A 26,998-nucleotide genomic window follows, 5' to 3' on the forward strand; every position below is an offset into this window, starting at 1 on the left:
ATATGGAACTCGATCTCTGGACCCAGAGCCTGGTCACCGCGATGACCGCCCTTTGGACCAAAGTGGCGAACTTCATCCCTAACCTGTTCGGCGCACTGGTCGTGGTGCTGCTCGGTTTCGTGGTAGCCAAGCTGCTCGATACACTGCTGTCCAAACTGCTGGCCAAATTCGGCCTGGACCGCCTCATGGCCGGTACCGGCCTGACCAAAATGCTGGGCCGGGTCGGCATACAGGTGCCCATTTCCACCCTGATCGGCAAGATCGTCTACTGGTTCGTACTGCTCATCTTCCTGGTTTCCGCCGCTGAATCGCTGGGCCTGGAGCGGGTTTCGGCGACCCTCGACATGCTTGCCCTGTACTTGCCGAAAGTGTTCGGCGGGGCCTTGGTGTTGCTGGTCGGCGTGCTGCTGGCACAGGTGGCCAATGGCCTGGTTCGCGGTGCTGCAGAAGGCATTGGCCTGGAGTATTCGGCAGGCCTGGGGCGTATCGCGCAAGGGCTGGTCATCATCATCAGCATTTCGGTGGCCATCAGCCAGCTGGAGGTGAAAACCGACCTGCTCAACCATGTGATCGTCATCGGCCTGATTACCGTTGGTCTGGCGGTTGCCCTGGCCATGGGCCTGGGCAGCCGCGAAATTGCCGGGCAGATTCTGGCCGGCATTTATGTTCGCGAGTTGTACCAGGTAGGCCAGCAGGTGCGGATTGGAGAGGTCGAAGGGCTCATCGAGGAAATCGGCACGGTGAAAACCACCCTGCTGACCGATGAGGGGGAGCTGGTGTCGTTGTCCAACCGCGAGCTGCTGGAACAGCGAGTCAATAGCCGCTAACCGCGTGAAAGCTGTTAATGTATGCCGCCGCGAAATTCGACCCACGGGGTCGCGCGGCGACATTGACCTGACTGTCGGCCAGATCCGTTTTGAATAAAGTTCCTACGCCGCCCATGCGTTATGACCCTCGCGAGCTCACCGACGAAGAGTTGGTGGCGCGTTCGCATGAGGAGCTATACCACGTCACCCGTGCCTATGAGGAGCTCATGCGGCGCTACCAGCGGACCCTGTTCAACGTTTGTGCACGTTATTTAGGGAACGACCGTGACGCGGACGATGTCTGTCAGGAAGTGATGCTGAAGGTGCTGTATGGCCTGAAGAACTTCGAGGGTAAATCCAAGTTCAAGACCTGGCTCTACAGCATCACCTACAACGAGTGCATTACCCAGTACCGCAAGGAGCGCCGCAAACGCCGGTTGATGGATGCCCTGAGCCTGGACCCTGTTGAAGAGGCGTCCGAGGACAAGGCACCGAAGCCGGAAGAAAAAGGCGGGCTGGACAAGTGGCTGGTGCATGTGAACCCGATCGACCGCGAGATCCTGGTGCTGCGTTTTGTCGCAGAGCTGGAGTTCCAGGAGATCGCCGACATCATGCACATGGGCCTGAGCGCGACAAAAATGCGATACAAGCGCGCGCTAGACAAGCTTCGTGAGAAATTTGCGGGTCTCGATGAAACTTAGTCGTCTGCAAATATCTCTAACGAATCGGCGAGTTCTGCTAGACTTGCCGTCGAGTTGTCCCCCTTGTTTATGGTGGGACTGCTTAACTATCACCAGATGGGGATTTAACGGATGAAATTGAAAAACACCTTGGGCTTGGCCATTGGTTCGCTCGTAGCCGCCACCTCGATTGGCGCTATGGCACAAGGTCAAGGCGCCGTCGAGACTGAAATCTTCTACAAGAAAGAATTCTTCGACAGCCAGCGCGACTTCAAGAACGACGGCAACCTGTTCGGCGGCTCGATCGGTTACTTCCTGACCGACGACGTTGAACTGCGTCTGGGCTACGACGAAGTGCACAACGCTCGTGGCGATGACGGCAAGAACATCAAGGGCTCGAACACCGCCCTGGACGCCGTTTACCACTTCAACAACCCGTACGACGCTATCCGTCCGTACGTTTCCGCTGGTTTCTCGCACCAGTCGCTGGGCCAGACCGGCCGTGGCGGTCGTGACCACTCCACCTTCGCCAACGTTGGCGCTGGTGCCAAGTGGTACATCACCGACATGTTCTACGCCCGTGCTGGCGTTGAAGCCCAGTACAACATCGACCAGGGCGACACCGAGTGGGCCCCAAGCGTTGGTGTTGGTCTGAACTTCGGCGGTAGCCCGAAGCAAACCGCAGCCCCTGCTCCAGCACCTGTTGCTGAAGTTTGCTCCGACTCCGACAACGACGGCGTGTGCGACAACGTCGACAAGTGCCCAGACACCCCGGCCAACGTTACCGTTGACGCCGACGGCTGCCCGGCTGTTGCCGAAGTCGTTCGTGTTGAGCTGGACGTGAAGTTCGACTTCGACAAGTCGGTCGTCAAGCCAAACAGCTACGGCGACATCAAGAACCTGGCTGACTTCATGAAGCAGTACCCACAAACCACCACCGTGGTTGAAGGTCACACTGACTCCGTGGGTCCAGACGCTTACAACCAGAAGCTGTCCGAGCGTCGTGCCAACGCTGTCAAGCAAGTCCTGACCCAGCAGTACGGCGTAGAATCCAGCCGTGTTGACTCGGTTGGCTACGGCGAAACCCGTCCGGTTGCTGACAACGCCACCGAAGAAGGCCGTGCTATCAACCGTCGCGTTGAAGCTCAGGTAGAAGCCCAGGCCAAGTAATTGGTTTGAAGCTTCATGAAAAACCCGGCCTCGGCCGGGTTTTTCTTTGGCTGGGTTTTACCGGCCGGCGGGCCGTGGCTGTCAGCCGGTAGCGGCCACCCACTGCTGAGCCACCTGCGCCCCAACCACCTCGCCAATCACCAGGATCGCCGGGCTACGCAAGGCGAACCCACGCGCATCCTCGACCATCCCCTGCACATCGCTCCTGCACTCGCGTTGCTCGGGCAGCGAGGCATTCTCGATCATGGCCACCGGCATGTCGGGTGCCATCCCCCCGTCCAGCAACCCTTGGCGGACCTGCTCCAGCCGGGCCACGCCCATGTACACCACCAACGTGGTGCCAGCCTGGGCCAATGCTGCCCAGTTCAGTGCGCTGTCATCCTGGGTATGCGCGGTCACCAGCGTTACCCCGCGGCTGACGCCCCGCGAGGTCAGGGAAATACCGCACTGCGTGGCGCCTGCCAGGCCTGCGGTGATGCCGTTGACAATTTCCACCTCGATACCATGCCTCTGCAGCCACAGGGCCTCCTCGCCGCCGCGGCCGAAAATGCACGGGTCGCCACCCTTGAGCCGCACCACACAGCGCCCTTGGCGGGCGTGGCGCAACATCAGGCGCTGGATGAACGCCTGCGGCGTCGAGCGGCAGCCGCCACGCTTGCCCACTGCAATAACCCGCGCCTGCGGGCAATGCTCCAGCACTGCCGGGTTGACCAGGTCGTCGATCATCACCACTGCCGCTTCCTGCAAGGCGCGTACAGCCTTGAGGGTGAGCAGTTCCGGGTCACCCGGGCCGGCACCGACCAGCCACACTTTTGCATTCATTCGCGTTTCCTCATTGGCAAGGTGCATTCAGCCCTTGAGCAGGGTGAGCAGCAATATCAGGTTGATCAGTAGCGACAGCACGGCCAGGGTGCGCCAGACTTTCAGTGGCTCGCGCTCCAGCAATGGCCGCGGGCGGCCGGGTAGTTCCTGGCGGTCGCCCCGTTCGAGCAGTAGCAACCAGTGTTCGGCGGTTTCGAAGCGCTGCGCCGGGTCGGCGGCCACGGCCTGCTGCAGGTTGTGCTGCAGCCACTCCGGCAGGTCGGGCCGGTAGCGCGCCGGGTTGACCGGTTGGCCGAAGCGCGGCCGCTGAAAAGCTTCCACTTCCCCATACGGGTAGTGCCCGGTCAGCAGGTGATACAGCGTCACGCCTGCGGCATACAGGTCCTGGCGGGGGCTGGGCGGCTGGCCGTCGAAGGCTTCCGGGGCGATGTAGGACGGGGTGCCGGGCAAGGCATGTTGCGGGTCTTCGCAGAGCCCGGGGCAGTACGCCAGGCCGAAGTCCAGCAGGCGCAACTGGCCATCGCCGCCCAGGTGCAGGTTGTCGGGCTTGATGTCGCGGTGCAGCAGGTTGCGCCGGTGCAGTACCCCCACCGCCTGTAGCAACTGCCGGGCAAGCTCCAGCCACTGGGCCAACGGCAGTGGGCCATTTTCGGCCAGCAGCGCGGCCAGGCTCTGGCCCGGGTATTCGCGCATCACGTAGTACAACTGCTGGCGCTGGCTGCAAACGTGCAGCTCGGGAAAGTGCCGGCCGGCGACCCTGCGCATGAACCATTCTTCGAGCAGCAGGCCCTGCGCCGCACCAGGCTCCTGCCGCCGCTCGGGCGGCAAGGTCTTGAGCAGCCACGCCTGGCCCTGGCCATCGCGCACCCGGTACAACAGGGACTGACGGCTGTGTGCGCGCAGTTGTTCGACCTGCCAGCCATCGATCGACTGGCCTGCCCGTAACGGCTCGGGCACGGGCCAGTGCTGCAGTTGGGCCAAGGTGTCGCCAAGGTTCGCCGTGCCCGGTTGTTCGACCTGCACCAGCATGGCGCTGGCGTTATCCTGGCTGCCGTTGAGGTGGGCGCTGGCAACCAACGTGTCCACGGCCAGCTGCAGGTCGGGTTGCTCGCGCAGCACCGCCTGGATGTGCTGGTCGCCCAGGCTGGCCCACACACCGTCGCTGACCAGCAGATAACATTCACCCGGCTGCAATTCGCCTTCCAGGTAGTCCACCAGCAGATGCTGGTCCAGGCCCAGCGCGCGTTTGAGTACATGCTGCATGCCGGGCTGGTCCCAGACATGGTCTTCGCTCAGGCACTGCAGCTGGCCGGCGTGCCAGCGATACACCCGGCAGTCGCCTATGTGGGCCAGGGTGAAGCGCCGCCCGCGCAGCACCAGTGCGCTGAGGGTGGTCAGCAACGGCTGGCCATTCCCTTGGGCGCGCAGCCAGCGGTTCTGTGCCAGCAGCAGGCGGTCGAGGGCCTGGGCCACGCCCCAGGTGGCCGGCGTGGCGTAGTAGTCCAGGGCCAGCGCCTGCAGGCTGGCCCGCGCGGCAAGGCCGCCGTCGGCACATTGGCTGACCCCGTCGGCCAGGGCGAACAGGTAGCCTTTGCTGGCAGCCAGTTCGGGCGCCGGGGTGACCAGGCGCAAGGCATCCTGGTTTTCCGCGCGCGGCCCGGTGGCGCTGGCCTGGGCAAAGCTCAGTTGCAGGCTCATGGGGGGCCTCAGACCCGCGCTGCGGTCACGGCCGCCGAGCCCCAGGTGGTGCGCCAGCGTTGTTTCACGCCGTGCAGGCCGAACCAGGCCAGCAGGCCCAGGCTGGCGAACAGCCACAACCCCAGTTGGTAATCGCCAGTGTGCTGCTTGATGGTGCCCAGCCCCGCCGCCAGCAGGAAGCCACCCATACCACCGGCCATGCCGATCAGCCCGGTCATCACGCCGATTTCCTGGCGGAAGCGTTGCGGCACCAGTTGGAACACTGCGCCATTGCCGGCACCCAGGCCGAGCATGGCGCTGACGAACAGGGCCAGGGCGGCTGTCGCGGAGGGCAGGTTGAAGCCGACGGCAGCAATGCAGACGGCCGCTAGGCTGTACATGCCCAGCAGCGTGCGGATGCCGCCAAAGCGGTCGGCCAGGGCGCCACCGAGCGGGCGCATCAGGCTGCCGGCGAACACGCAGGCCGCCGTGTAGTAGCCGGCGGTGACCGGGCTCAGGCCGTACTGATCGCTGAAGTAGCCGGGCAGGGCGCTGGCCAGGCCGATGAAACCACCGAAGGTAACGCTGTAGAAGAACATGAACCACCAGCTGTCGCGGTCGCCCAGTGCCTTGAGGTAGTCGGCCATGGCTTTGGGCTTGGGCCGTTGTGGGGCGTTACGTGCCAGCAAGGCGAAGACCACCAGCGCCAGCGACAGTGGCAGCAGTGCAAAGCCGAAGACATTGTTCCAGCCAAAGCCGGCTGCCAGTGCCGGGGCGAGCAGGGCCGCGAACACCGTGCCCGAGTTGCCGGCCCCGGCGATGCCCATGGCCTTGCCTTGATGCTGTGGCGGGTACCACTGCGAAGCCAGTGGCAGCGACACGGCGAACGAGGCGCCGGCAAAACCGAGGAACACGCCCAGCAGCAGTGCCTGTTCATAGCTGTGCACGCCCAGGCGCCAGGCGGCGGCCAACGCGACGATAACCACCACCTGGCCGATCAGCCCGGCGGTCTTGGGCGACAGGCGGTCCACCAGCACGCCCATGGCAAAGCGCAGGATGGCCCCGGCCAGGATCGGCACCGCCACCATCAAGCCCCGCTGTTGTGCGCTCAATTGCAGGTCGGCGGCAATCTGCACCGCCAGCGGGCCCAGCAGGTACCAGACCATGAAGCTAAGGTCGAAGTACAGGAACGCGGCGAACAGCGTGGGCACATGCCCGGATTTCCAGAAGCTGGTACTCATCGAACACCTCACTCGGTCATGCAACGGAACGAAAAAGACGCCGCCACCCGCTCCACGGCTGTGGAGGGGTGAGCGACGTCTTTGTCGGAATTTAAGTGGGGCAACCGCCGTTGGTTACCGGTGCGTTTTGTTCAGCAAGAGATGGGCCAACTGAGCCTGGGCAGGGTGGCCAGGCAGTGCACCGGCCCCCTCAGCCGAGCATCTCGTGCATGGCGATGATCTGCTCGGCCACCTGGATCAGCTTCTGTTGGCGGCTCATGGCCTGGCGGCGCATCAGGGTGTAGGCCTGTTCTTCGTTGCAGTCTTTCATTTTCATCAGCAGGCCCTTGGCTTGCTCGATACGCTTGCGTTCAGCCAGTTGCTGGTCGCGTGCCAGCAACTGGGCGCGCAGGGCCTGGTCGCTTTCGAAGCGAGCCATGGCCACGTCCAGAATCGGCTGCAACCGCGCCGCATGGATACCTTCCACGATATAGGCACTGACCCCTGCCTGGATCGCCTGGCGCATCACCCCGGGGTCGTGTTCGTCAGTGAACAGCACGATCGGTCGGGGTTGGTCACGGCTGACCAGCACCACATGCTCCATCACATCGCGGTCCGGTGAATCGGTATCGATCAGCACCACGTCCGGGCGCACCGTTTCGACGCAAGCGGGCAGGTCGATGGTCAGGCCTGGGGCTTCGGTGACGTCGAAGCCGGCCTCGGTCAAAGCGGCCTTGAGGCGGCCTAGTTTGCTCTGGGTGTCGTCGATCAGCAGGATGCGCAGCATGGTCGTCCCCCCTTACCTGCCAACCTGGGCGTCGGGCAGCTCGCCCAACGCATGCAGGCTGAAGCTACGGGCATAGCCATAGGGGTCGCTGCCGTCCCAGCGGCCACCGTCTATCAGCAGGCTGCTGCGCATGGGGTGCGCCGGGTATGCCACGCCCAGGCTCTGGGCTGCCTCGGTGTACAGCGCCAGGTGCTGGACCTGGCCCGCGACCTGGAGGTAATCCGGGTCTTCGCGCAGCAGGCCCCAGCGGCGAAACTGGGTCATGAACCACATTCCGTCGGACAGGTATGGGAAGTTGGCTCGGCCCTGGTCGAACAGGCGCAGGGCGTGCGGGTCTTGCCAGTGGTTGCCCAGGCCGTCCTGATAGTGGCCCAGCAGGCGTGGCTCGATGCTGGCCAGCGCGGTGTCCAGGTAGGCGCTGCCACTGAGCAGTTGCGCGGCGCTGCGGCGGTTGTCCGGGCTTTGCTCGATGAACCGGCTGGCAGCGAGGATCGCCTTGATCAACGCGCGCGCGCTGTTGGGGTATTGTTCGGCAAAGGCGCGGGCACAGGCCAGGACCTTTTCCGGGTGGTCGGGCCAGATCGACTGGCTGGTGGCCAGGGTAAAGCCCTGGCCTTTGGCGACCGCGTCGGCGGCCCACGGCTCGCCGACGCAGAAGCCGTCGATGCGCCCGGCTTGGATGTGTGCGGCCATCTGCGCAGGCGGTACGACTACGCTGTCGACGTCACGCAAAGGGTGGATGCCCTGGCTGGCCAGCCAGTAATACAGCCACATGGCGTGGGTGCCCGTGGGGAAGGTCTGGGCAAAGGTCAGCCGCGGGCCATGTTGGTGCACCAGCCGCGCCAGTGCTTCAGGGTTGGTCACGCCTTTGCGTTGCAGGGTCGGGGACAGGTTGATGGCCTGGGCGTTCTGGTTCAGCCCCATGAGCACGGCCATGTCGCTGCCCGGCACGCCACCGATGCCCAGGTGCACGGCGTAGACCAGCCCATACAGGCAGTGCGCGGCGTCCAGTTCGCCACTGACCAGTTTGTCCCGCAGGCCGGCCCACGAGCCCTGGCGCTTGAGGTTGAGGGTCAGGCCGTGCTGCTGGGCGAAGCCCTGGGTGGCGGCGACCACGACCGAGGCGCAGTCGGTGAGGCCCATGAAACCGATGTTGAGGCTGGGTTTCTCCGGCGCGTCGCTGCCGTTGACCCAGGCCAGGGGCGTTGCTCGGGGTGCAGTGTTCACAAGGTTCCTCGCCCATACTGATAAGGCTGTGGGCACTTGGGGTGCAACCGATGTGCCATTTACGCGACCACCTCGCCCCATGGCCCCACGATGTGCTGTCATGCCGGCGCCGCGCTGGCTATAATCGCCCCCTCACTCACCCTGAGCCTTGCCCGCCCATGTATACCCTGGCCCGCCAGCTGCTGTTCAAGCTTTCCCCGGAAACTTCCCACGACCTGTCCCTGGACCTGATCGGTGCCGGTGGCCGTCTTGGCCTAAACGGCATGCTGTGCAAGCAACCGGCGGCGTTGCCGGTTTCGGTCATGGGCTTGAACTTCGCCAACCCGGTCGGCCTGGCCGCCGGCCTGGACAAGAATGGCGCGGCCATCGACGGCTTTGCCCAGTTGGGCTTCGGTTTCGTCGAAATCGGCACCGTCACGCCGCGCCCGCAGCCGGGCAACCCCAAGCCTCGGCTGTTCCGCCTGCCGCAAGCCACCGCCATCATCAACCGCATGGGCTTCAACAACCTGGGGGTCGACCACCTGCTGGGTCGTGTTCGTGCGTCGCGCTACAGCGGTGTGCTGGGTATCAACATCGGCAAGAACTTCGACACCCCGGTCGAGCGCGCGGTCGACGACTACCTGATCTGCCTGGACAAGGTGTACACCGCTGCCAGCTATATCACGGTCAACGTCAGTTCGCCGAACACCCCGGGCCTGCGCAGCCTGCAGTTCGGCGATTCGCTCAAGCAACTGCTCGATGCCTTGGCCGAGCGCCGTGAGCAGCTGGCTGCTGAACATGGCAAGCGCGTGCCGCTGGCGATCAAGATCGCCCCGGACATGAGCGACGAAGAAACCGCCCTGGTGGCGGCTGCATTGATGGAGTCGGGCATGGATGCGGTGATTGCCACCAACACCACGCTGGGCCGTGAGGGTGTCGAAGCGCTGCCGTATGGGGGCGAGGCAGGTGGCCTGTCAGGCGCGCCGGTGCTGGAGAAGAGCACCCATATCGTCAAGGTGCTGGCGGGCGAACTGGGTGGCAAGTTGCCGATCATTGCCGCCGGTGGCATCACCGAAGGGCGCCACGCTGCCGAGAAGATCGCTGCCGGGGCGAGCCTGGTGCAGATCTATTCGGGCTTCATTTACAAGGGGCCGGCACTGATTCGCGAAGCGGTGGATGCGATCGCGGCGATGCCGCGCTAGTTTGGCGCTTTGCCAGCCCATTAAAAAGGGCCCCTTGAAGGGGCCCCTGGGCCTACGCCCGCCGCCCGATTGGGGCGTGCATGTAAATCGAATTCAGTGTCCTCGATCAGCCTACGGCGTGATTTTCGTTGAGTCTATGGATGCCAGCGGTGCCAGTCATTCCGTCCCAGTTATCGCCGCGACCTTCACGCCAGCCGTTGATCCAGGCTTGGCGAACAGAAGGAAGATTGAACGGGCAGAGTTCGCGGGATTTGCCGGTGACCCCGTATTGGTAGCCACGTGAATATGCTCTTTCCAACGGATCACGCTTAAGTCTTCTCATAGGGTGTTGCCCTCACTTGTTGACTGTAATGTCCCGTCGGCCTCTCCGAGGCCGGGCAGAGTCTTTCTGCCGGTTTGCGCTCGCTGCCGGCGTCGCGAGCTGGATGTGCCGCCTCGTTGCGAAGCGGCCTGAGACCAGTTCTATCGAATGCGAGTCACGGTGTGAATGATCGATTTGTCATAACGACGTAACGTTTGTGAGGGTGTGGGGATAAGTAAAGAAATGCGACTCAACCTTGTTTAGCGTTGAGCCCGCTACGATCGGGGTTTGCCGATCATTGACGTCATTTTGCCAGCGTCACTCAAGGAACAGAGAAATAATTTGAAATGCGACGAAGGGTCACACAGGGCTCTACGTCGCCAGAATTTTTCGTACTGCCTGATGATCTAAGCTGTCTTTGCCACCCGGCAAAGTGCAGATCTGTCAGGTGGCCCGGCCCGCTGCGGCACACGTTGTGCCCAACCGGCCACCTGCACGCCTGCTGGAAAGGCGTGCGGGCAAACATCGCGGGGCGATGCGTCGCCTCGTCAGTCAATAGCCCAAGGCTCTGGAATATTCATGTCGGACCGTTTCGAACTCTACCTCACCTGCCCCAAAGGCCTTGAAGGCCTGCTTGCCGAAGAGGCTAAAGGCCTTGGCCTGGACGAAGTGCGTGAGCACACCTCGGCCATCCGCGGCGCCGCCGACATGGAAACCGCCTACCGCCTGTGCATCTGGTCGCGTCTGGCCAACCGTGTGCTGCTGGTGCTCAAGCGTTTTTCCATGAAGAACGCCGACGACCTGTACGACGGCGTGCACGCCGTCGACTGGGCGGAGCACCTGGCGGCCGATGGCACCCTGGCGGTCGAGTTCAGCGGCCATGGCTCGGGCATCGACAACACCCATTTCGGTGCGTTGAAGGTCAAGGATGCTATCGTCGACAAGCTGCGCAACCGCGAAGGCCTGCGCCCGTCGGTGGAAAAAATCGATCCTGACGTTCGCGTGCACTTGCGCCTGGAGCGCGGCGAGGCGATCCTGTCCCTCGACCTGTCCGGGCACAGCCTGCACCAGCGTGGCTATCGTCTGCAGCAGGGCGCCGCGCCGCTCAAGGAAAACCTGGCGGCCGCTGTGCTGATCCGCTCCGGCTGGCCGCGTATTGCCGCGCAAGGTGGCGCGCTGGCCGACCCGATGTGCGGTGTAGGTACGTTCCTGGTAGAGGCCGCCATGATTGCTGCCGACATCGCGCCCAACCTCAAGCGTGAACGCTGGGGTTTCAGCGCCTGGCTCGGCCATGTGCCGGCGCTCTGGCGCAAGGTGCATGAAGAAGCGCAGGCACGGGCCCAGGCTGGCCTGGCCAAACCCCCGCTGTGGATCCGTGGCTACGAGGCCGACCCGCGGCTGATTCAGCCGGGCCGTAACAACGTGGAGCGCGCAGGCCTGGGTGACTGGGTGAAAATCTACCAGGGCGAGGTCAGCACCTTCGAGCCGCGCCCGGACCAGAACCAGAAAGGCCTGGTCATCAGCAACCCGCCCTACGGCGAGCGCCTGGGCGACGAAGCCAGCCTGCTGTACCTCTACCAGAACCTGGGTGAGCGTCTGCGCCAGGCGTGCATGGGTTGGGAGGCTGCGGTATTCACCGGGGCGCCGCAACTGGGCAAGCGCATGGGCATTCGCAGCCACAAGCAATACGCGTTCTGGAACGGCGCGTTGCCGTGCAAGCTGCTGTTGTTCAAGGTGCAGCCTGACCAGTTCGTCACCGGTGAGCGCCGCGAGGCACCGGCCGACACCCGTGAGGTCGGCCAGCAGGTGCCCGTCACCAGCGAGCCGGCACGCCTGTCGGAAGGGGCACAGATGTTTGCCAACCGCCTGCAGAAAAACCTCAGGCAACTGGGCAAATGGGCCCGACGCGAGCAGGTCGACTGCTATCGCCTGTACGATGCCGACATGCCTGAGTATGCCCTGGCAGTCGATCTGTACCACGACTGGGTACACGTGCAGGAATATGCCGCACCACGCTCGGTGGACCCGGACAAGGCCCAGGCGCGCCTGCTCGATGCCCTGGCGGCCATTCCGCAGGCATTGGGCATTGCCCCGCAGCGCGTGGTGCTCAAGCGCCGCGAGCGGCAAAGCGGTTCCCGCCAGTACGAGCGTCAGGCTACCGAGGGCCGTTTCCAGGAAGTCAACGAAGGCGGCGTGAAGTTGTTGGTCAACCTCACCGATTACCTCGACACCGGCCTGTTCCTCGACCATCGCCCGATGCGCATGCGGATTCAGCGCGAAGCAGCCGGCAAGCGCTTCCTCAACCTGTTCTGCTACACCGCCACGGCCACCGTGCACGCGGCCAAGGGTGGGGCGCGCAGCACCACCAGCGTCGACCTGTCGAAAACCTACCTGGACTGGGCGCGACGCAACCTGGCGCTCAATGGCCATTCCGAACGCAATCGCCTGGAGCAGAGTGATGTCATGGCCTGGCTGGAGGGTAACCGCGACAGCTACGACCTGATCTTCATCGACCCGCCAACCTTCTCCAACTCCAAGCGGATGGAAGGTGTGTTCGACGTGCAGCGTGACCACGTGCAGTTGCTGGACTTGGCCATGGCCCGCCTGGCGCCCGGTGGCGTGCTGTATTTCTCCAACAACTTCCGTAAGTTCCAGCTGGACGAACACCTGATGGCGCGCTACGCCGTGGAGGACATAACGGCCCAGACCCTGGACCCGGATTTCGCCCGCAACAACCGCATCCACCGCGCCTGGCGCTTGCAGCTGCGCTGAGCCGACGGGGTACATTGCGCGGGTAGTGGCCAATAGCTATAACTTGGTTCATGGCTGGATAATCCGCAGGACGCTGACGTGACGAGACGTGTGTATGTCAAAGTGTGGCGTGCTTGCGCGGGTGCCTGGCCTGCGCGCAGAGGCGATGTCCGCCTGGGTGATGGCCTTGATTGCGCTGCTGGCCGGCGGCCTGCTGACGGCCGCCCTGGCCCTGGCCACGCAGTCGTTGTACAACCAGCAGCTGCGCCAGCGCTTCGAGTTGCTGGCGGGCGAGCGCTTTGGCCGCATCGCCGAGCGTTTTGCCGAACAGCAGCAGCGCCTGGATGGGCTGCGCTGGTTTTTCAGCTATTCCGATGAAATAACCCCCCGGGAATTTGCCGGTTATGCCCGGCCGCTGCTGCACCGTACCCAGGCCTATGCCTGGGCCCCGCGTGTAGAGGCCGCGCAGCGGGCCATATTCGAACGCCAGGCCAGCACCCTTGCTGGCCCGGGCTTTATGATTCGCGATCAGGACCCGCAGGGGCAGTGGCGCCGCGCCCCCGCGCGCGACCTGTATTTTCCCGTGCTGTATAGCGCGTCAGGCACCTTGCCGGGGCTGCCATCTGGTCTCGACCTGGCTGCGCAGGATGCGGCCCGGGCAGTGCTTGCGCGGGCGCTGGTGCCGGGGAGCATGGCGGTGTCGCAGCCGCTGAAGTTGAATACCAGCGAACCGGGCGTGCGCGGCCTGATGATGGTGGCCCCGGTATTCGCCGTTGCCACGCCCCACGGCGCGGCAGCGGGTTATGTGCTGGCCCTGTTGAGCATGCCCGAGCTGATCGGCGATGGCCGGCCAGTGGCGCCTGACGATAACCTGGTAACGCGCCTGGTTGACCCGTCCGGGCGGCAGGGCCCAGAAGTTCTGTACGACTCCAACAACCCCGTGGCGCCCCTGTCGCTGGTCAGCGATCAGGTGTTGCACCTGGCGGACCGCCAGCTGCTGCTGAGTATCCGCCCCAGCCTGGCATTCCTGCAGGCCAACCGTTCTTCGGCGGTGCTGGCAGTCGGTGCACTGGGCGGTTTGCTGAGCCTGCTGCTGAGCGTGCTGTTGTTCAACCTGTTCAGCCAGCGTCAACGGGCCTTGGCCCTGGTTGCACAGCGCACCGCAGCGCTGCAGGTCAGCGAACAGTCGCTGCGTGGCACCCACAACCAGCTGCGCAGCGTGCTGGATGCCGCGACCCAGGTTGCGATCATCGCCACCAACCTCAAAGGGGTGGTCAGCACCTTCAATGCCGGTGCCGAAAGCATGCTCGGTTACCCGGCCAGTGAAGCCATTGGCCGCCTGCGCCTTGAGCAACTGGTGCTGGCCGAGGAGCTGAGCCAGCGTGCGCATGCCTTGAGTTTGCGCTTTGGCCGCGCCATTGCGGGGGGCCATGCACTGTTTGCCGAAACCGTATACGAACAGGGCGCCGAGCCAGGTGAGTGGACCTTGGTACGCGCCGACGGCAGCCAACTGGTAGCCAACATGCTGGTGACCGCCATGCTGGACGACCAGGGTTTATGGGTGGGTTACCTGGCCATCTGCATCGACGTCACTGAGCGGCGTCGGGTACATGAGGCATTGGCTGCGCGTGACCGGTTGCTGGAAAAACTCAGTGCCGAAGTACCGGGCGGCATCTACCAGTACAGGCTGGATGCAAACGGCCATTCGTGTTTCCCCTATGCCAGCAAGGGGCTGTACGACATTTATGAGCTTGACCTGCAGCAGCTACGCGAAGATGCCGCCGCAGTGTACGAGCGCATTCACCCTGATGACCTGGAGCGGGTGAGCCGTTCGGTGCGCTACTCGGCCGAGCACCTGACGCCATGGCGCGAGGAGTACCGCGTGTGCCTGCCCCGGGCGGGCTTACGCTGGGTGCGTGGCGAGGCAACGCCGGAAGTGGGCGAGCAGGGCTGTACCTTGTGGCATGGCTACCTGACCGATATTTCCGATCTCAAGGGTGTGGAACACGAGTTGCGCAGGCTGTCGGTGACCGATTCGCTGACCGGCATCCATAACCGCCGTTATTTCCAGGAACGGCTGAAAAACGAGTTGGAGCGTGCCCAGCGAGATGGCCAGGCGCTGGCGGTGATCATGCTCGACATTGATCACTTCAAGCGCATCAACGACCGTTTCGGCCATGCGGTCGGTGACCGGGTGCTGCGTAGCCTGTGCCAGCGCATCGGCCAGCGCTTGCGGCGGACCGATGTGTTCTGCAGGCTGGGCGGGGAGGAGTTCATGGTGCTGTGCCCGGGCACTGATGCCGAGCAGGCGCGTGTGCTGGCGCTGGAGCTTTGGCAAGGCGTGCGCAATGACCCGGTAGACGGCGTGGGCCAAGTCACCGCGAGTTTCGGCGTGGCCGGGTGGCGGCCGGGGGAGGGCGCCGACGCGTTGCTGTTGCGCGCCGATGCCGGGGTTTATGCGGCCAAGCAGGCCGGGCGGGACCGGGTAGAGGGGGAGTCTGCCTGACCGCGCTGCCAGGTGCTGGTCACCACATCTTCAGCGCCTGTGAGATCGAGCGCCGCGCGGGCGGCGCTCGATGCATCAATTGGCAGCGGTGCTGCCGGCCAGCTTCGGCTGGCGGTACAGGTCCAGCAGCACCTGGTCCAGCACCTGCGAGGCACCCCATGGTTTCGGGTCGTTGAGGATCGCCGCCACCGCCCAGGTGTGGCCGTTGCTGTCGCGGCTGAAACCGGCTATTGCGCGCACCGTGTTCAGGGTGCCGGTCTTGATGTGCCCTTCGCCGGCCATGGCGGTGCGCTTGAGGCGCTTGCGCATGGTGCCATCCATGCCCACCAGCGGCATCGAACTCATGTATTCGGCAGCGTAGGGGCTCTTCCAGGCTGCCTGCAGCATCTCGGCCATTTCCCGGGTGCTGACGCGCTCGGCTCGCGACAGGCCAGAACCGTTTTCCATCACCAGGTGCGGCGCGGTAATGCCTTTTTTCGCCAGCCACTGGCGTACCACGCGCTGTGCGGCACGCGCATCGTCGCCATCGGCATCGGTGCGGAACTGTGCGCCAAGGCTGAGGAACAACTGCTGGGCCATGGTGTTGTTGCTGTACTTGTTGATGTCGCGGATCACTTCGACCAGGTCTGGGGAGAAGGCACGGGCCAGCAGGCGGGCACTCTTGGGCACGTTCTCGACACGGTCGCCGCCCTGGATGGTGCCGCCCAGCTCGTTCCAGATGGCACGTACGGCACCGGCCGCGTAAGTCGGGTGGTCAAGCAGGGCCAGGTAAGTCTGCGAGTTGCAACCGTCACCCAGTTGGCCGCTGACCGTCACACTGATGCCGTTGGCCTGAGGCACTGGGTTGTAGCGCACATCGCCACTGCACTGTTTCGAGGCTACAGGCTTGACCTGGTTGTCGATGCGGATGCTGGCAATCGGTGGCTCCACCGCAATGGTGACCTTGCCGCCATCGTTGCGGGCAACAAAGCGCAGGGCCTTGAGGTTGACCAGCAGCGAGTCGGGCTTGACCAGGAACGGCTTGTTTTCGTCACCGCCGTCGTCGTTGAACTGGGGCAGGTTGGGTTGCACGAAGTGGCTGCGGTCCAGTACCAGGTCACCGGTGACGGTGCGCACACCATTGGCGCGCAGGTCACGCATCAGCAGCCACAGCTTTTCCATGTTCAGCTTGGGGTCACCGCCGCCTTTGAGGTACAGGTTGCCGTTGAGCACCCCGTTGCTCAGGGTGCCGTCGGTGTAGAACTCGGTCTTCCACTGAAAGGTCGGGCCAAGCAGCTCAAGGGCTGCGTAGGTGGTAACCAGTTTCATGGTCGAAGCCGGGTTTACCGACACGTCGGCATTGAACACGGTGGGAACACCGGGGCCATCCAGGGGCAGCATGACCAGCGACAGTGCGGTGTCTTGCAGTTTGTTGGCTTTGAGCGCCTGCTGCACTTTGGCAGGCAAGGTGGTGTTGACGGCTGCGGCTTGGCTGGGCAAGGCAAAGGGCAATAGCAGGCCGGCGAGTACGAGGGGACGAAGCGTTTTGATCATGGTGAGCAAATACCCTGCAGCGAGGGAAAAGGACATTGGGGCTGTAAGCGATGATGGCCCCACGAGCTAAAGAAACCGCATTATGCCCCAAGCGTAGCGACGATGCGCCACGTTCGACGGAAAACCATCGCCAATAAAAAGGCCACCTCGAGAGGTGGCCTTTCTTCGATCGAACCGGGCTGAGGGTTACTCAGCCTTGTTGATCGGCTTTTCCGGGTACCAGGCGTCCAGCAACGGGCTGACTTCGATCTTGGTCAGTTCGCTGCGGCCTTTGAGCCAGGCTTCGACGGCAGCGCGTTGTTCTTCACTGACCGAGCCGCGTTTGACCGAGCACACCAGGCCGTAATCGTCACCGCCTACATAATCCAGGCCGTTGGCGTCCATGGCTTCAGCCAGGAACGCGTCGAGGAAAGCATCGATTGCCTGGTCATCCAGATCTTCCTTGAATTCCAGGTTCAGCTCGAAGCCCAATTCCTGAAACTCGTCGACACACAGCTTCTTGCGCAGACGACGGGAGCGGTTTGTGGCCATGAAACAATCCTCTTAGGTAATAACGCCGCGCAGTCTACCAGTTAACACGCGTGGCTGCCTGCCTGAGTGTCGGCGGGTGGCGCCAACTCCCTGGCCAGGGCGCGCTCCACCCGGCGCATGTGGCGTGCCAGTGCCTGGCGCTTCAAGCGTAGCTGGGCAGGGGTGAGGGTGCCGGCTTCCAGCGCTTCGCATGCCGCCATCAGGGCGGGTGCCTTGAGCATGCGTGCGGCGCTCAGCACCTTGTGGGCCTGGTCGGCGATGGCCGTGCTGTCGTGCTGCGGGTCCAGCGCCATCAAGCTGAGCAGGTCGGCCTGCAGGCTCTGCAGTAGCGCTTGCAGAAAACGCAGGCGGTCGTCGGGTGCTGGCCCGGTCACGGCCGCCAGGCCGTCCAGTTCGTACAACCTGCCCGGGGCGCATTGCTGGCGGCGCGGGTGAATGCCCGCCAGGCACTGGCTGAGCGTACTCAAGCTGATGGGCTTGAGCAGGCAGTCGTCCATGCCGGCGCTCAGGCACTTGCGACGGACCTCTGGCTGGGCGTTGGCGGTATAACCCAGGATGGTGCAGCGCGGCCGCTGGCCATGGCGTTCTTCGGTGCGCACGGCGGTTGCCAGCTGATAGCCGTTCATGTGCGGCATGTTGCAGTCCAGCACCAGCACGTCGAAATCACCGGCGCGCCAGGCGGCCAGGCCTTCTCGGCCATCCCGGGCGCTGGCATGCTGCAGGCCCAGATAACCGAGCTGCTGCGCCATCAGTTCCAGGTTGGCCGGGTGATCGTCGATCACCAGCACGCGCAGACCGGGGTCGGGAACGTCCAGGCATTCCGGCAACTGGGCGGGTTGCGCTGCAGCATCGACCCGTTGCAACGGCATCTTCAGGCGCACCTGGGTGCCGACATCCTCCAGGCTCTTGATGGTCAGGCTGCCCCCCATCATGTCGCACAGGTTGCGGCAGATGGCCAGACCGAGCCCGGTGCCCGCGCGGGCACCCTGGCTGTGCGGGTTGGCCTGGATGAACGGGTTGAACAGGCGTTCCAGGTCGTCGGGATGGATGCCGATACCACTGTCGCGCACCTCCAGGTCCAGCATTGCAGGCCTGCCAGGGGCTTCGTCCAGCAGGCTGACGCAGATGCGTACCTGGCCATGCTCGGTGAACTTGATGGCGTTGCTCACCAGGTTGGACAGCACTTGCTTGAAACGCAGGGGGTCGAGCAACGCGTGGCAACGTGCGGCCGGTTCGATGATCACTTCCAGCGCCAGGCCTTTTTGCCGTGCCTGGCCATCGAACATGCGCCCCACCGACTCGACCAACGCTGCCAGGTCGACCACCTCGGGGGCCAGAGAGAGATGCCCGGATTCGATGCGCACGATATCGAGAATGTCACCGATCAGGCCCAGCAGGTCTTTGGCCGAATGGTGCGCCAAGGCCAGCGCGCTGCGGTCCACCCACCCTTGATCGGCGCGTTTGACCGCCAGTTCGAGCATGCCGATGACGGCATTCATGGGGGTGCGGATTTCGTGGCTCATAGTGGCCAGGAAGGTGCTTTTGGCGCGGTTGGCATTGTCGGCCTGCTGCTTGGCCTGGCGCAGTTCCGTGACCAGCTGGCGGCGGTCGCTGATGTCGATCCAGCCGCCGATGATGCCCTGCACTTCACCCAGCGAATCACGGTAGGGCAGGATCCAATGGTAGATGGTCATCTCCCGGCCCTTGATCCGCAACGGGCGGTCCATGATCAGGGGGGAGCCGGCAGCCATCACTTTGTGGTAATCCGCCTGGATCTGCCGGGTCTGTTCGGCGTCGGCGAACAGGCTGGCGCTCAGCTGTTTGCCGATAACCTGCTCGGAGCGGGCCTGCACCGCCTCCAGGTAGCTGTAGTTGCAGCTTTGCAGGCGGCCATCGCGGTCGCGCACGTACATGGGGTGAGGGGTGCCGTTGAGCAGTGCGCGCATGAATGCCAGTTGGTCGTTCAGCGCCCTTTCGGCGCGCTGGCGCTGGCGAATCTGCAAGCGCAGGCGGGCGTTCCAGAGCAACGCCAGCAGAAGCAGCACCGCCGTGGCCAGTACCACCTGCAGCGCCAGCCGGCGGTAGCTCTGGCTCTTGCTGTCTTCGTGCGGGCCAAAGCTGCGCCAGCGGTTGTTGATGACCCCCAGTTCCTCGGGCGAAATGCTCTGCAGGGCCTTGTCGAGAATCGAGGCCAAAGCCGGTGAAGACGCGTTGGTGGCCATGGCGTAGTTGGCGGGCTCGCCGCCGACCGAGGTGCGGATGACCAGGTCGGGGTTGCTGGCCAGGGCGTGGTTGGCATCGATCAGGGTGGTGATCACCGCATCGACGGCGCCGCTGTTGAGCAACGCCATGGAATAGAACGCGCTGGCGCTCTCGACCCAGCCAATGTGCGGATAATGCTGCGGCAACGTGGCATGCATGGCGCTGTGGCGGGTAAAGGCGATGCGGTGGCCCTGCAACTGCTCCAGGGACCCTGGGGCCGGTTTGTCCTTGCGGCTAACCAGAACATAGGCGCTTTCCAGGTACGGCCGGCTGATCTGCAGGTCCTTGTCGACCAACCCGGCGATGGCCAGGGCGGCGATCACGTCAGCGCGGCCATCCTTCAAGCGGGCGATCATGTCGGCAATGCCACTGGCCCGCTGTACCTCGAAGCGCAAGCCGGTCCGCAGGCGAATGAGCTCCAGCAGGTCAGCAGTGATGCCGCGAAAATGCCCCGAGCCATCGAAGTAGGACAAGGGCGCAGCCGTGTCGTCGATGGCCACACGCATCACAGGGTGCTGCTGCAGCCATTGTTGCTCTGTTGCGCTCAATTGCAGGTTGCGGTCGGTCAACAGCAGGTCGCTGCCGGCGCTCCAGCGTTTGAAGATACTGGCGCGCATGGCGGGGGGCTGGCTATCGAGGATGGTATCGACCAGTTCCCTCAGTACGGTGTCCTGCTGGCGCAAGGCAAAGCCGAAGCCGATGGCTTCGTGCTTGCCGAAGTTGGCCATGCGCAGGCGTGGCAGGTGGCCGCGGTTGAGCTGGTAGTGGGTGGAAATGGTGTCGCCGATGAACACGTCGGCCTGGCCGAACGCTACGGCGTTCAACGCCTGGCTTGAAGACTCGAACGTCAGCAGCTCGGCCTTGGGGTAGGCGTTGAGCATTTCTGCCTCGGGCAGGTAGTGATAGAGCATGCCCAGGCGCATGCCGGCCAGGCCTGTGTCCAGTGCCCGCGTTTCGTCTTCGCGCGTGACCAGCACCGGCTGGTCAACGGCATAGGGGTGCGACAGGGCCAGGCCGTCGCTGGCCGCTTCGTAGCCATTGGCGCTGCCCAGCAGGTCGATGTCGCCTTGCCGGAGTGCTTCTACAGCGGCCTGGCGGCTGGGAAAACGCAGCACGCGTACCGGCAACTCCAGGGCCGTACCGATCAGGTTTGCATATTCGGCGGTGAGCCCCTGGTAGTCATGGCCGCCACTGGAGATGTCGAACGGCGGGTAGTCGGGGGCCGATGTTCCCAGTACCAGTTCCTGGCGCCCTGCAAGCCATTGCCGTTGCTCGGCGGTGAGTTGCGGTGGCGCTGGCCTGGCCGATGAACGCGCCAGGAGCGTGTACGATGCAGTTTCGTGGTGGGTGCCCAGTGCCGCGCTGCTGAACAGCAGCAGCGCGAGCAGCAGGCGGGCGAAAGGGCGGGCCATGAACATGCTCAGACCAGCGCGTTGCGCTTGGCCATCTCGATCAGGTCGACCAACGTACTGACCTGCAGCTTTTGCATGAGGCGCTTCTTGTAGGTGCTCACGGTCTTGCTGCTGAGGAACATGCCCTTGGCAATTTCCTTGTTGCTGCGCCCTTGGGCGAAGAGTTGCAGCACCATCAGTTCGCGATCATTTACCTGGCGGAAAAGTTGCAGGTCGCTCGTGGTTACCTGGTCATGCTTTATTGCCTGGCTGGGGAAGTAGTTATAACCGGCCAGCACGGCCTTGATTGCACTCAGCAGTTCACCGAGGTCCTCCTGCTTGCACACATAACCGGCAGCACCCGAGTGCATGCAGCGCACGGCGAACAACGCCGGGGCCTGGGCAGTCAGCACCAGCACTTTCATGGGCAGCGCCATGGCCTGGAAGCGCGCAAGCACCTCCAGCCCGTCTAGCTTGGGGATGCTGATGTCGAGGATGACCAGGTCGGGGTGGCTCTCGCGGATCATCTGCATCGCGTCCACGCCATTGTCCGACTCACCGACAATCTTGTAATTCTGGTTTTCCAGCAGCATGCGGACGGCAAGGCGGATGACCGGATGATCGTCAACAATAAATATGTTTTGTGGACACACTGGGCTCAGTGTCAAAACCCTCAAGGATTTGACTGCCCTTGCCCTTGCCCTTGCCCTTGCCCTTGCCCTTGCCCTTGCCCTTGCCCTTGCTCTTGCTCTTGCTCTTGCTCTTGCTCTTGCCCTTGCTCTTGCTCTTGCTCTTGATCAAAGCCCAAAAGGCTTTGATGCCTTTGACGTAAAATCTTTAGATTCGGTGCGCTTATGATAGGGAGTGAACCTGAGCTAATAGTGAGTCAGGAAGGGGGTTAGGGAGCAATACACCTCACCACGAGCTTTGTGATGAGCTTACAACCGATACGATCATGCCTCTCGAGTACCTTTCCTCAACGGATTGCTCATTCGAATTGCTGGTGCCACAACCGACGCAAAGTCGACTCAGGAATGCCCAGCTCTTTCTTCGCCTGGGCTTGAGTGAAGCCTCGCTTTTTCAAGTCCTGAACCGCCTCCCATTTCTTCCTGGCGTTATCTGTCCCATGGCGGGCTAATTTCGCTGGCGCTGTTGGAAGGCTCGCGTCTGCCAGCTCCAAGGCATCCAGCTCCGCAAGCGCAGCCAGCAGCATTTCCCTAGCTGTTATTTGATCGTGAGAGGCAACCGTTAAGGCTAGGAGGGTGATCGGCTCCACCTTCAACGCGGCTGCTATCTGATAGCTCGTGTCGAGACTCACCACACTCTTTCCGAGTTCTAGCTTGCTCACATAAGGCTGAGAGACAGAACCGCCGACGTTGGCGATGTCCTCCTGGTACAGCCCTTTACGAGTGCGTAGCAACTGGAGGCATGCTGCAAAGGAATAACGCAGCGACATCGCAAGCTCCCCAAAAGCGAACGGTATGCCGCGTTTGCCTGCCGCCATGCAAAGAGCTATAGTAATATGGATGGCGGTCAAGGCTTAGATCGTCAATTTATGTGTAATTGTTGGCGGGGACGCAGCGAATGGAAAGAGGGCTCGAAGATGGGCTGCTGGGCGAAAATGGGGTTGCCCTGGTTGGCTCCGAGCTTTCTCTCGAAGAGGTTCTCACTGCGGCACGACAGCGGTTCAAGTGGTTTCCTCTCTGCGTGGTTGAGGATTGGGTAATTCTCGATGCGATAATTACTGACGAGGAGCGAGCGAAAGTAACCGCAGCTGGATGCCAGCCGATGTTTCTGTTTGCTCACAATGTGCTACATGACGACCAGCGCCGCTTCGAACCTGGCAACTGGGTACGCTCCTCCATGGGCACTTCGCTTGAAGATGGTTACCTGTTCGTAACTCGGAATACAGCCTACGTTTTGAAAGGCCCTGGTTATCGCAAGCCTTCCAGCTTGCAAGCCATCTTCTCCATCTTCTAAGTGTCACGAGCTACTCGTGGGACTTGCCTGTTTCAGAGGTCAAAATATGTTCCGTTCGCACCAAGCTGACATGGCCGGTATCCCAGGCATGTTCGGCGATGGGCTGATGCATTGGCATGGCGTTTCCCGAGCTCTCGCTACCCACTGGTACCACGTGAGCGTTCAGCGTCTTCATGAAGGCCAATTCAGCAATTATGAGGAGATGCTCAACGATGAGGCCCGGCTCGTTGAGCTGCTGTTGGCTCAAGATGAGAGCCTGGTTGTTCGGGAAGTCCAAGCCGTCACACCCGCATGGATGAACAAAGGCGATGGCTGGAAGATGCAAAAGCTGAGGTCTCTCTCCATGGGCTTTAGCGTGGATGAAGTGCCGGTCTCGATCCTGGAGGTTGAAGGGGGTGACGTTTACATCGACACGCATGAACCAGGCCTCAAAGTCGAGTCCCTGACTGGGCTGAAAGAGCTGTATCGCAGTCGTACCTCGAATTCGACATCAGTTGCAGGTAATGGCGGGAATTAAACATGACTGAGAACAGCGAAGTAGAAGTCGATTTCTACGTCAAACGCTATTCCGATTTCGACCTGCTTCGGATTGCTCGAGCGGTCGGGCAGGGCTTTGAAGAAGAGGTCACGGCGGTTCTTGTAAATGTCCACATCAGCAGGCACAGCGCGGTTGGCGTTGTGTTCGGGCACACCAAGAAGGGGCGGCATGGGCGATACGCTGATGGCCACCTTATTCAAACTTCCGACATCCTGGCTACGGCCAAGGAGGGAAGGTTTTGGGTCATTACCACGATCCACTCCCGATACGTGATAGCCACGTTCCAGCGCGACGGTGGGCGCCGCAGTTTCAACGAGTTCCGGCGCGTGGTGGGTAATCGGTACCCCAACACCTAATCGCGGAAATCAATTTTAGAAATGAGCCAAGGGTATGGCTGGTTCATGCCCTAGGTATCCCTGTGCCTGCAATATAGGCAGTTAAGCAAGGAGCTGTAAGTGACTAAGTTCGACTACCTCAAAATATCGGGATGCTTGGAGGAGATCCGAGTTTTCGAGCATTTTTCTGACGTCGTTCAAGTGATTATGCGAGTGGATGGAGTGGTCATCCCGAACTTTAAAATTCCATTGGCTATCTATGAGGAGCTTGAACAGGGTAGTCAGGTCGAGTTTTACGCGCTTGTGCAGAATTCGAAGAATAAAATCAGGAATATCGCAGTTGTCTATGCTGTTCGGACTGCGAGCGGTAGGCTGTTGTCAGTGCCAAGTATGCGTTATAAGGTTCAGATTAATATCTTAATAACAGCAGCGATTATGGCTGCAATAGCTTTTGTGGCGAGCTTCATAGGTTTCGCATATTTGGTAGATTTCTTGTTCAGTGGTGGTCGTATGTCTATTTCCGGCCAAGGAACTCTCGCTACTTGGTTGGCATCGATCACAGGGTTAGCGGTTGGCGCTTTCTTTGCCGGTACAGGGGTGTATTTGTTTTACAAAACCACTGTGCTCGATACATGGCAGTCGATTGCGCCAGCTCGGGTGGTGGAGAGGTTCAGTAAGCTTCACCGATAACCAATGAGCGGGCCGCTTCGCGGACGGCTGGCGTGAACCAAATCCCGCCCAAGGCGGGTTTTGGCCCTGTCGGGCTTTCATCCTCCCGTCTGCGCGCTCCGCTTGCCGGATCTCTGAGTTCCAGCATGGTCTCGCATAGACTTGCTGCTGGTAGCAATGCAGCTAGTCGGGCTCCGCATGAATGAAGTTACTACTCATCAATGTAGAGCCCAGCCTGGTAGCTAATTTATGTAGAATTAGCCCAAGGGGCATTGGTTCAAGGAGAGCAGGTTGTTGTTCCATTGCCCATCAGCATAAGTTCGCAGATAAGCAGCCTTGCCGTTTTCCCTAACTACGCCGATGTAAGCCTTCTTCCCACTAGCCGGGTCTTGGACATAAAAAGTATTCGATTTAGCATCGATGCTTTGAATCACCTGTTCCCTTGTCCATTTCCAACCCGCAGTTGGATTACCCAAGTGGGTGATATGCTCGTGAGCACTGTTCACGTTAGGTTTTGTAACGCATGTCACAGCTACGTCTGCCATTGCGAGTTCCTTTCGTAGGGTTTTTAATGCGCGTAGAGTCGCGCCACTACCTTGTAGTAACTTTCGGCTATGCATGTCAATGGTGCGGCTGGGTGTAAAAAATGACGCCAAATTGTTGGCTTCAGGCCCGAAGATATTCATAAAGCCCTTCGCTTCTTGCCTAGAGTGGGCTAGTCTCTTCGAGTTGAGGAAAGATTTTTGACCGTTTGTATTCGTCAAGTCAAGGACAGTCATGTCAGCGCAGAAACTCCCTCCCGAATCCGAAGTGGTAACGTGGTTGCAGCAACTTATAGAGCAAGAGGAGCTCTTGGATACGATCCAGGGTCAGGAGGCTGTCCTGTCGCTGGCAGATCTAGGTAGTGAAGAGTGCTTCTTGCCAGCCTTTAGTATCGACTACATCTCGCGACGAACCTCCGCTGAAGCGGCTAGGCATGTGCTTGGTAGGCTTAGCCTATTGGAAATAATATCGATTAATAAAAGCATTTCTCTTACTACTGGTGAAGTGCTACGCCCAGACATCCTTTGTTTCAATTCAGAGACCAAAACTCTTGTGGTTTTTGAAGTGAAGCGTGCGAGCGAAACAGAGCGTCAGACTGTCACAGAACTTGCGGGATATGAGCAAGAGCTTCGAAACATGTTGCCATTCTTGGGGCATTTCGATGTGTGCTTCGTAGTTGTCGCCTCAGATTGGTCAACTCTTCTGGTTCACGCTGTAGGTAGCATGAATGCTTGGTCAGGAAAGCAGTGCCTGGCACTTCGACTCACCAGCAATGAGTCTGGATTTGGCCTGGTTGCGCACTTGCCGGAAGCCTGGCACCTGACGGGTAGTACGAACCTTCCCCCCGAAGCGCTGACGTCAATTGACCTTTACCTTGCTTACAAAGGCATAGATCAATTAGTAGATGGGCTCTCCTTGAATGATCGTAGGGGCTTCGTTGAGGACGATGAGCGTTGGCCCCCTAGAGTTGTTCTTTCAGCTATGGATGTGATCGCTAGGGCAGGGGATCGGGCTGGATCACACGGATTTATGATGCTTTGGCGTGACGTCCACGGATTTGGGAGGGGTAGGTGGTGCATTACGCTTACCGCCATCGATCCCTATACGATGTATGCGTGGTGTAGAGACCATGGTCTACCTCAACGAGAATCCGAAGCTGGAGCGTTCATTCACAACCGTAGAGGTGACCTTCTAGGGCAGACGCCCACCACTGTTTATGACATTGCGAAAGCTGCGTTTCCTTTGTTGGAAGAGCATTTCGATCCGGAGTTTTGCGGCGATTTCCAGTGGCATCTCAAGACTCGACAATACCGTCATAGGGTTGTGCCTACGAGATTCGATTTCTGGGGGAGCTTGGGGCAGCATGCTCGGGACTTTGTTTGCAACTCGGCAGTCAGACAGAACTACATGCCATTCGTAGGGAGGAGTCAGCTGGACTGGACAGATCCTGCGGTTGGAATGACCTTGGTGGCGAACCTCTCGCTTGGAGTGCCATTCTCAGGAGGTGTGATTAAGTGCAGCGATGCCTTCCTCGCTGGTCGTGTCCTCGGAGAATTAGCGGTCGCTGCGTTCAATGCGTCACCCGATAAAGAACATGCCGCCAAGATAGAGCCAATGGTTGAGTGGGCACAACTTGAAGCACTCCGATACGCCATCGAGATGAAGCAGATGTACGACATCACTGAAGAAGTCGTCACGCCAATGCCCCACCTGTCCAACGAACCCTCGAAGCGGTTTGAGTCCGTGCAGAATCTGGCTCAGTGGGTCAGCGAAGACCTAGTCAGCCAACGCCACCCATTTCATCAGACTTGTTTTGATCTTGGCTATTGCAATTCATCTCTTTTTAAATTGCGGGAGGAGGGGAGCATTAGTCACATCGAACCAAACGAAGCAGCCAAGCTCATTCGAAGCCTACTCGTTGCCGTGTTAGCTAAAGCTGAGGGAAGTCAAGGACAGACGTTGCATTCTCAAAGATACCTTCGATTTATGGCGTTCCTAGAGCCGCATCTCAGTAAGCGTCCGCCCAACTCACCTTGCGTAAGTCAGGCCGGCACCCACTGATGCGGCAGCAATTGCCCGATCTCACTG

General features: G+C 61.4%; 24 protein-coding genes. 11 read left to right on the plus strand and 13 right to left on the minus strand.

The genetic code is table 11. The features are described 5' to 3' along the window. Positions 1–2 precede the first annotated feature (2 nt). The 3 genes from QME24_RS19700 to QME24_RS19710 all read left to right on the plus strand — a co-directional run bounded on the left by QME24_RS19700 (position 3) and on the right by QME24_RS19710 (position 2,656). Complete coding sequence (locus tag QME24_RS19700; protein WP_054905093.1) at positions 3–827, plus strand: mechanosensitive ion channel domain-containing protein; 825 nt, start codon at positions 3–5, stop codon at positions 825–827. A 113-nt stretch (positions 828–940) separates the two neighbouring features. Next, complete coding sequence (gene sigX, locus QME24_RS19705; RefSeq protein WP_003248665.1) at positions 941–1,507, plus strand: RNA polymerase sigma factor SigX; 567 nt, start codon at positions 941–943, stop codon at positions 1,505–1,507. A gap of 111 nt (positions 1,508–1,618) precedes the next feature. Then, positions 1,619–2,656 (plus strand): OmpA family protein, encoded by a 1,038-nt coding sequence (locus QME24_RS19710; RefSeq protein WP_009684019.1) that lies wholly within the window; start codon positions 1,619–1,621, stop codon positions 2,654–2,656. A gap of 81 nt (positions 2,657–2,737) precedes the next feature. On the opposite strand, the gene cobA is transcribed toward QME24_RS19710, so the two are convergent. From cobA to QME24_RS19735, 5 genes are all read right to left on the minus strand, one after another. Continuing rightward, positions 2,738–3,478 (minus strand): uroporphyrinogen-III C-methyltransferase, encoded by a 741-nt coding sequence (cobA, locus tag QME24_RS19715; RefSeq protein ID WP_280091526.1) that lies wholly within the window; start codon positions 3,476–3,478, stop codon positions 2,738–2,740. Positions 3,479–3,505: 27 nt separating this feature from the next. After that, positions 3,506–5,176: a bifunctional protein-serine/threonine kinase/phosphatase gene (locus tag QME24_RS19720; RefSeq protein ID WP_281690967.1), complete on the minus strand. Its 1,671-nt coding sequence runs from the start codon at positions 5,174–5,176 to the stop codon at positions 3,506–3,508. 8 nt (positions 5,177–5,184) lie between these two features. Continuing rightward, positions 5,185–6,396, minus strand: a complete 1,212-nt coding sequence (locus QME24_RS19725) for a nitrate/nitrite transporter (protein ID WP_054905090.1) — start codon at positions 6,394–6,396, stop codon at positions 5,185–5,187. A 190-nt stretch (positions 6,397–6,586) separates the two neighbouring features. Then, complete coding sequence (locus tag QME24_RS19730; protein ID WP_009684013.1) at positions 6,587–7,162, minus strand: ANTAR domain-containing protein; 576 nt, start codon at positions 7,160–7,162, stop codon at positions 6,587–6,589. 12 nt (positions 7,163–7,174) lie between these two features. After that, the gene (locus QME24_RS19735; protein WP_054905089.1) at positions 7,175–8,389 is read right to left on the minus strand and encodes a CmpA/NrtA family ABC transporter substrate-binding protein; all 1,215 of its coding nucleotides are present in this window, start codon (positions 8,387–8,389) and stop codon (positions 7,175–7,177) included. Positions 8,390–8,547: 158 nt separating this feature from the next. Between QME24_RS19735 and QME24_RS19740 the strand changes: the two genes are divergently transcribed. Next, positions 8,548–9,570, plus strand: coding sequence for a quinone-dependent dihydroorotate dehydrogenase (locus QME24_RS19740; RefSeq protein ID WP_009684011.1), 1,023 nt, complete (start codon positions 8,548–8,550; stop codon positions 9,568–9,570). 106 nt (positions 9,571–9,676) lie between these two features. Here the strand turns inward: QME24_RS19740 and QME24_RS19745 are convergent, their stop codons facing one another. After that, on the minus strand, positions 9,677–9,892 hold the full coding sequence (locus tag QME24_RS19745; protein ID WP_003248687.1) for a ribosome modulation factor: 216 nt from the start codon (positions 9,890–9,892) through the stop codon (positions 9,677–9,679). 558 nt (positions 9,893–10,450) lie between these two features. Between QME24_RS19745 and rlmKL the strand changes: the two genes are divergently transcribed. Both rlmKL and QME24_RS19755 read left to right on the plus strand, forming a co-directional pair. Then, a complete protein-coding gene (gene rlmKL / locus QME24_RS19750) occupies positions 10,451–12,643 on the plus strand; it encodes a bifunctional 23S rRNA (guanine(2069)-N(7))-methyltransferase RlmK/23S rRNA (guanine(2445)-N(2))-methyltransferase RlmL (protein WP_232892861.1) in 2,193 nt (730 codons plus the stop codon). 94 nt (positions 12,644–12,737) lie between these two features. Continuing rightward, a complete protein-coding gene (locus tag QME24_RS19755; protein WP_054905087.1) occupies positions 12,738–15,128 on the plus strand; it encodes a GGDEF domain-containing protein in 2,391 nt (796 codons plus the stop codon). A 75-nt stretch (positions 15,129–15,203) separates the two neighbouring features. Here QME24_RS19755 and dacB read toward each other — a convergent pair whose 3' ends face one another. The 6 genes from dacB to QME24_RS19785 all read right to left on the minus strand — a co-directional run bounded on the left by dacB (position 15,204) and on the right by QME24_RS19785 (position 22,382). After that, the gene (gene dacB, locus QME24_RS19760) at positions 15,204–16,661 is read right to left on the minus strand and encodes a D-alanyl-D-alanine carboxypeptidase/D-alanyl-D-alanine-endopeptidase (RefSeq protein ID WP_029887788.1); all 1,458 of its coding nucleotides are present in this window, start codon (positions 16,659–16,661) and stop codon (positions 15,204–15,206) included. Between the two features lie 186 nt (positions 16,662–16,847). After that, positions 16,848–17,192, minus strand: coding sequence for a YggL family protein (locus QME24_RS19765; RefSeq protein ID WP_009684007.1), 345 nt, complete (start codon positions 17,190–17,192; stop codon positions 16,848–16,850). Between the two features lie 41 nt (positions 17,193–17,233). After that, entirely contained in the window at positions 17,234–20,866 is a 3,633-nt protein-coding gene (locus tag QME24_RS19770) for a transporter substrate-binding domain-containing protein (protein WP_280091525.1), read from the minus strand. An 8-nt stretch (positions 20,867–20,874) separates the two neighbouring features. Next, positions 20,875–21,438 (minus strand): response regulator transcription factor, encoded by a 564-nt coding sequence (locus tag QME24_RS19775; protein WP_281690968.1) that lies wholly within the window; start codon positions 21,436–21,438, stop codon positions 20,875–20,877. 31 nt (positions 21,439–21,469) lie between these two features. After that, positions 21,470–21,646: a hypothetical protein gene (locus QME24_RS19780; protein WP_281690969.1), complete on the minus strand. Its 177-nt coding sequence runs from the start codon at positions 21,644–21,646 to the stop codon at positions 21,470–21,472. Between the two features lie 187 nt (positions 21,647–21,833). Next, the gene (locus QME24_RS19785) at positions 21,834–22,382 is read right to left on the minus strand and encodes a helix-turn-helix transcriptional regulator (RefSeq protein ID WP_281690970.1); all 549 of its coding nucleotides are present in this window, start codon (positions 22,380–22,382) and stop codon (positions 21,834–21,836) included. Between the two features lie 47 nt (positions 22,383–22,429). Here QME24_RS19785 and QME24_RS19790 point away from each other — a divergent pair, with 47 nt between their 5' ends. From QME24_RS19790 to QME24_RS19805, 4 genes are all read left to right on the plus strand, one after another. Further along, entirely contained in the window at positions 22,430–22,825 is a 396-nt protein-coding gene (locus QME24_RS19790) for a hypothetical protein (protein ID WP_221100593.1), read from the plus strand. Between the two features lie 46 nt (positions 22,826–22,871). Then, positions 22,872–23,342 carry a hypothetical protein gene (locus tag QME24_RS19795; protein WP_281690971.1) on the plus strand — a complete coding sequence of 157 codons (471 nt, stop codon included), beginning with the start codon at positions 22,872–22,874 and terminating at the stop codon, positions 23,340–23,342. A 2-nt stretch (positions 23,343–23,344) separates the two neighbouring features. Then, positions 23,345–23,719 carry a hypothetical protein gene (locus QME24_RS19800; protein WP_281690972.1) on the plus strand — a complete coding sequence of 125 codons (375 nt, stop codon included), beginning with the start codon at positions 23,345–23,347 and terminating at the stop codon, positions 23,717–23,719. Positions 23,720–23,818: 99 nt separating this feature from the next. After that, positions 23,819–24,388, plus strand: a complete 570-nt coding sequence (locus QME24_RS19805) for a hypothetical protein (protein ID WP_281690973.1) — start codon at positions 23,819–23,821, stop codon at positions 24,386–24,388. Positions 24,389–24,624: 236 nt separating this feature from the next. On the opposite strand, the gene QME24_RS19810 is transcribed toward QME24_RS19805, so the two are convergent. Then, entirely contained in the window at positions 24,625–25,146 is a 522-nt protein-coding gene (locus tag QME24_RS19810; RefSeq protein WP_281690974.1) for a DUF3892 domain-containing protein, read from the minus strand. Between QME24_RS19810 and QME24_RS19815 the strand changes: the two genes are divergently transcribed. Next, a complete protein-coding gene (locus tag QME24_RS19815) occupies positions 25,145–26,971 on the plus strand; it encodes a hypothetical protein (protein ID WP_281690975.1) in 1,827 nt (608 codons plus the stop codon). The two genes, QME24_RS19810 and QME24_RS19815, sit on opposite strands and share 2 nt — an antisense overlap. Positions 26,972–26,998 lie beyond the last annotated feature (27 nt).

It is taken from the genome of Pseudomonas sp. PARCl1, from assembly GCF_947311875.1.
Lineage (GTDB): Bacteria > Pseudomonadota > Gammaproteobacteria > Pseudomonadales > Pseudomonadaceae > Aquipseudomonas > Aquipseudomonas juntendi.

Bases quoted from the DNA above. Each gene is read 5' to 3' on its own strand.
- QME24_RS19810 (WP_281690974.1), bottom strand. From the start codon at position 25,146: ATGACTGTCCTTGACTTGACGAATACAAACGGTCAAAAATCTTTCCTC.
- QME24_RS19815 (WP_281690975.1), top strand. From the start codon at position 25,145: ATGTCAGCGCAGAAACTCCCTCCCGAATCCGAAGTGGTAACGTGGTTG.
- sigX (WP_003248665.1), top strand. From the start codon at position 941: ATGCGTTATGACCCTCGCGAGCTCACCGACGAAGAGTTGGTGGCGCGT.
- QME24_RS19755 (WP_054905087.1), top strand. From the start codon at position 12,738: ATGTCAAAGTGTGGCGTGCTTGCGCGGGTGCCTGGCCTGCGCGCAGAG.
- QME24_RS19710 (WP_009684019.1), top strand. From the start codon at position 1,619: ATGAAATTGAAAAACACCTTGGGCTTGGCCATTGGTTCGCTCGTAGCC.
- dacB (WP_029887788.1), bottom strand. From the start codon at position 16,661: ATGATCAAAACGCTTCGTCCCCTCGTACTCGCCGGCCTGCTATTGCCC.
- QME24_RS19775 (WP_281690968.1), bottom strand. From the start codon at position 21,438: ATGCTGCTGGAAAACCAGAATTACAAGATTGTCGGTGAGTCGGACAAT.
- QME24_RS19745 (WP_003248687.1), bottom strand. From the start codon at position 9,892: ATGAGAAGACTTAAGCGTGATCCGTTGGAAAGAGCATATTCACGTGGC.
- QME24_RS19800 (WP_281690972.1), top strand. From the start codon at position 23,345: ATGACTGAGAACAGCGAAGTAGAAGTCGATTTCTACGTCAAACGCTAT.
- rlmKL (WP_232892861.1), top strand. From the start codon at position 10,451: ATGTCGGACCGTTTCGAACTCTACCTCACCTGCCCCAAAGGCCTTGAA.
- QME24_RS19730 (WP_009684013.1), bottom strand. From the start codon at position 7,162: ATGCTGCGCATCCTGCTGATCGACGACACCCAGAGCAAACTAGGCCGC.
- QME24_RS19770 (WP_280091525.1), bottom strand. From the start codon at position 20,866: ATGGCCCGCCCTTTCGCCCGCCTGCTGCTCGCGCTGCTGCTGTTCAGC.
- QME24_RS19720 (WP_281690967.1), bottom strand. From the start codon at position 5,176: ATGAGCCTGCAACTGAGCTTTGCCCAGGCCAGCGCCACCGGGCCGCGC.
- QME24_RS19740 (WP_009684011.1), top strand. From the start codon at position 8,548: ATGTATACCCTGGCCCGCCAGCTGCTGTTCAAGCTTTCCCCGGAAACT.
- QME24_RS19765 (WP_009684007.1), bottom strand. From the start codon at position 17,192: ATGGCCACAAACCGCTCCCGTCGTCTGCGCAAGAAGCTGTGTGTCGAC.
- cobA (WP_280091526.1), bottom strand. From the start codon at position 3,478: ATGAATGCAAAAGTGTGGCTGGTCGGTGCCGGCCCGGGTGACCCGGAA.
- QME24_RS19795 (WP_281690971.1), top strand. From the start codon at position 22,872: ATGTTCCGTTCGCACCAAGCTGACATGGCCGGTATCCCAGGCATGTTC.
- QME24_RS19725 (WP_054905090.1), bottom strand. From the start codon at position 6,396: ATGAGTACCAGCTTCTGGAAATCCGGGCATGTGCCCACGCTGTTCGCC.
- QME24_RS19790 (WP_221100593.1), top strand. From the start codon at position 22,430: ATGGAAAGAGGGCTCGAAGATGGGCTGCTGGGCGAAAATGGGGTTGCC.
- QME24_RS19700 (WP_054905093.1), top strand. From the start codon at position 3: ATGGAACTCGATCTCTGGACCCAGAGCCTGGTCACCGCGATGACCGCC.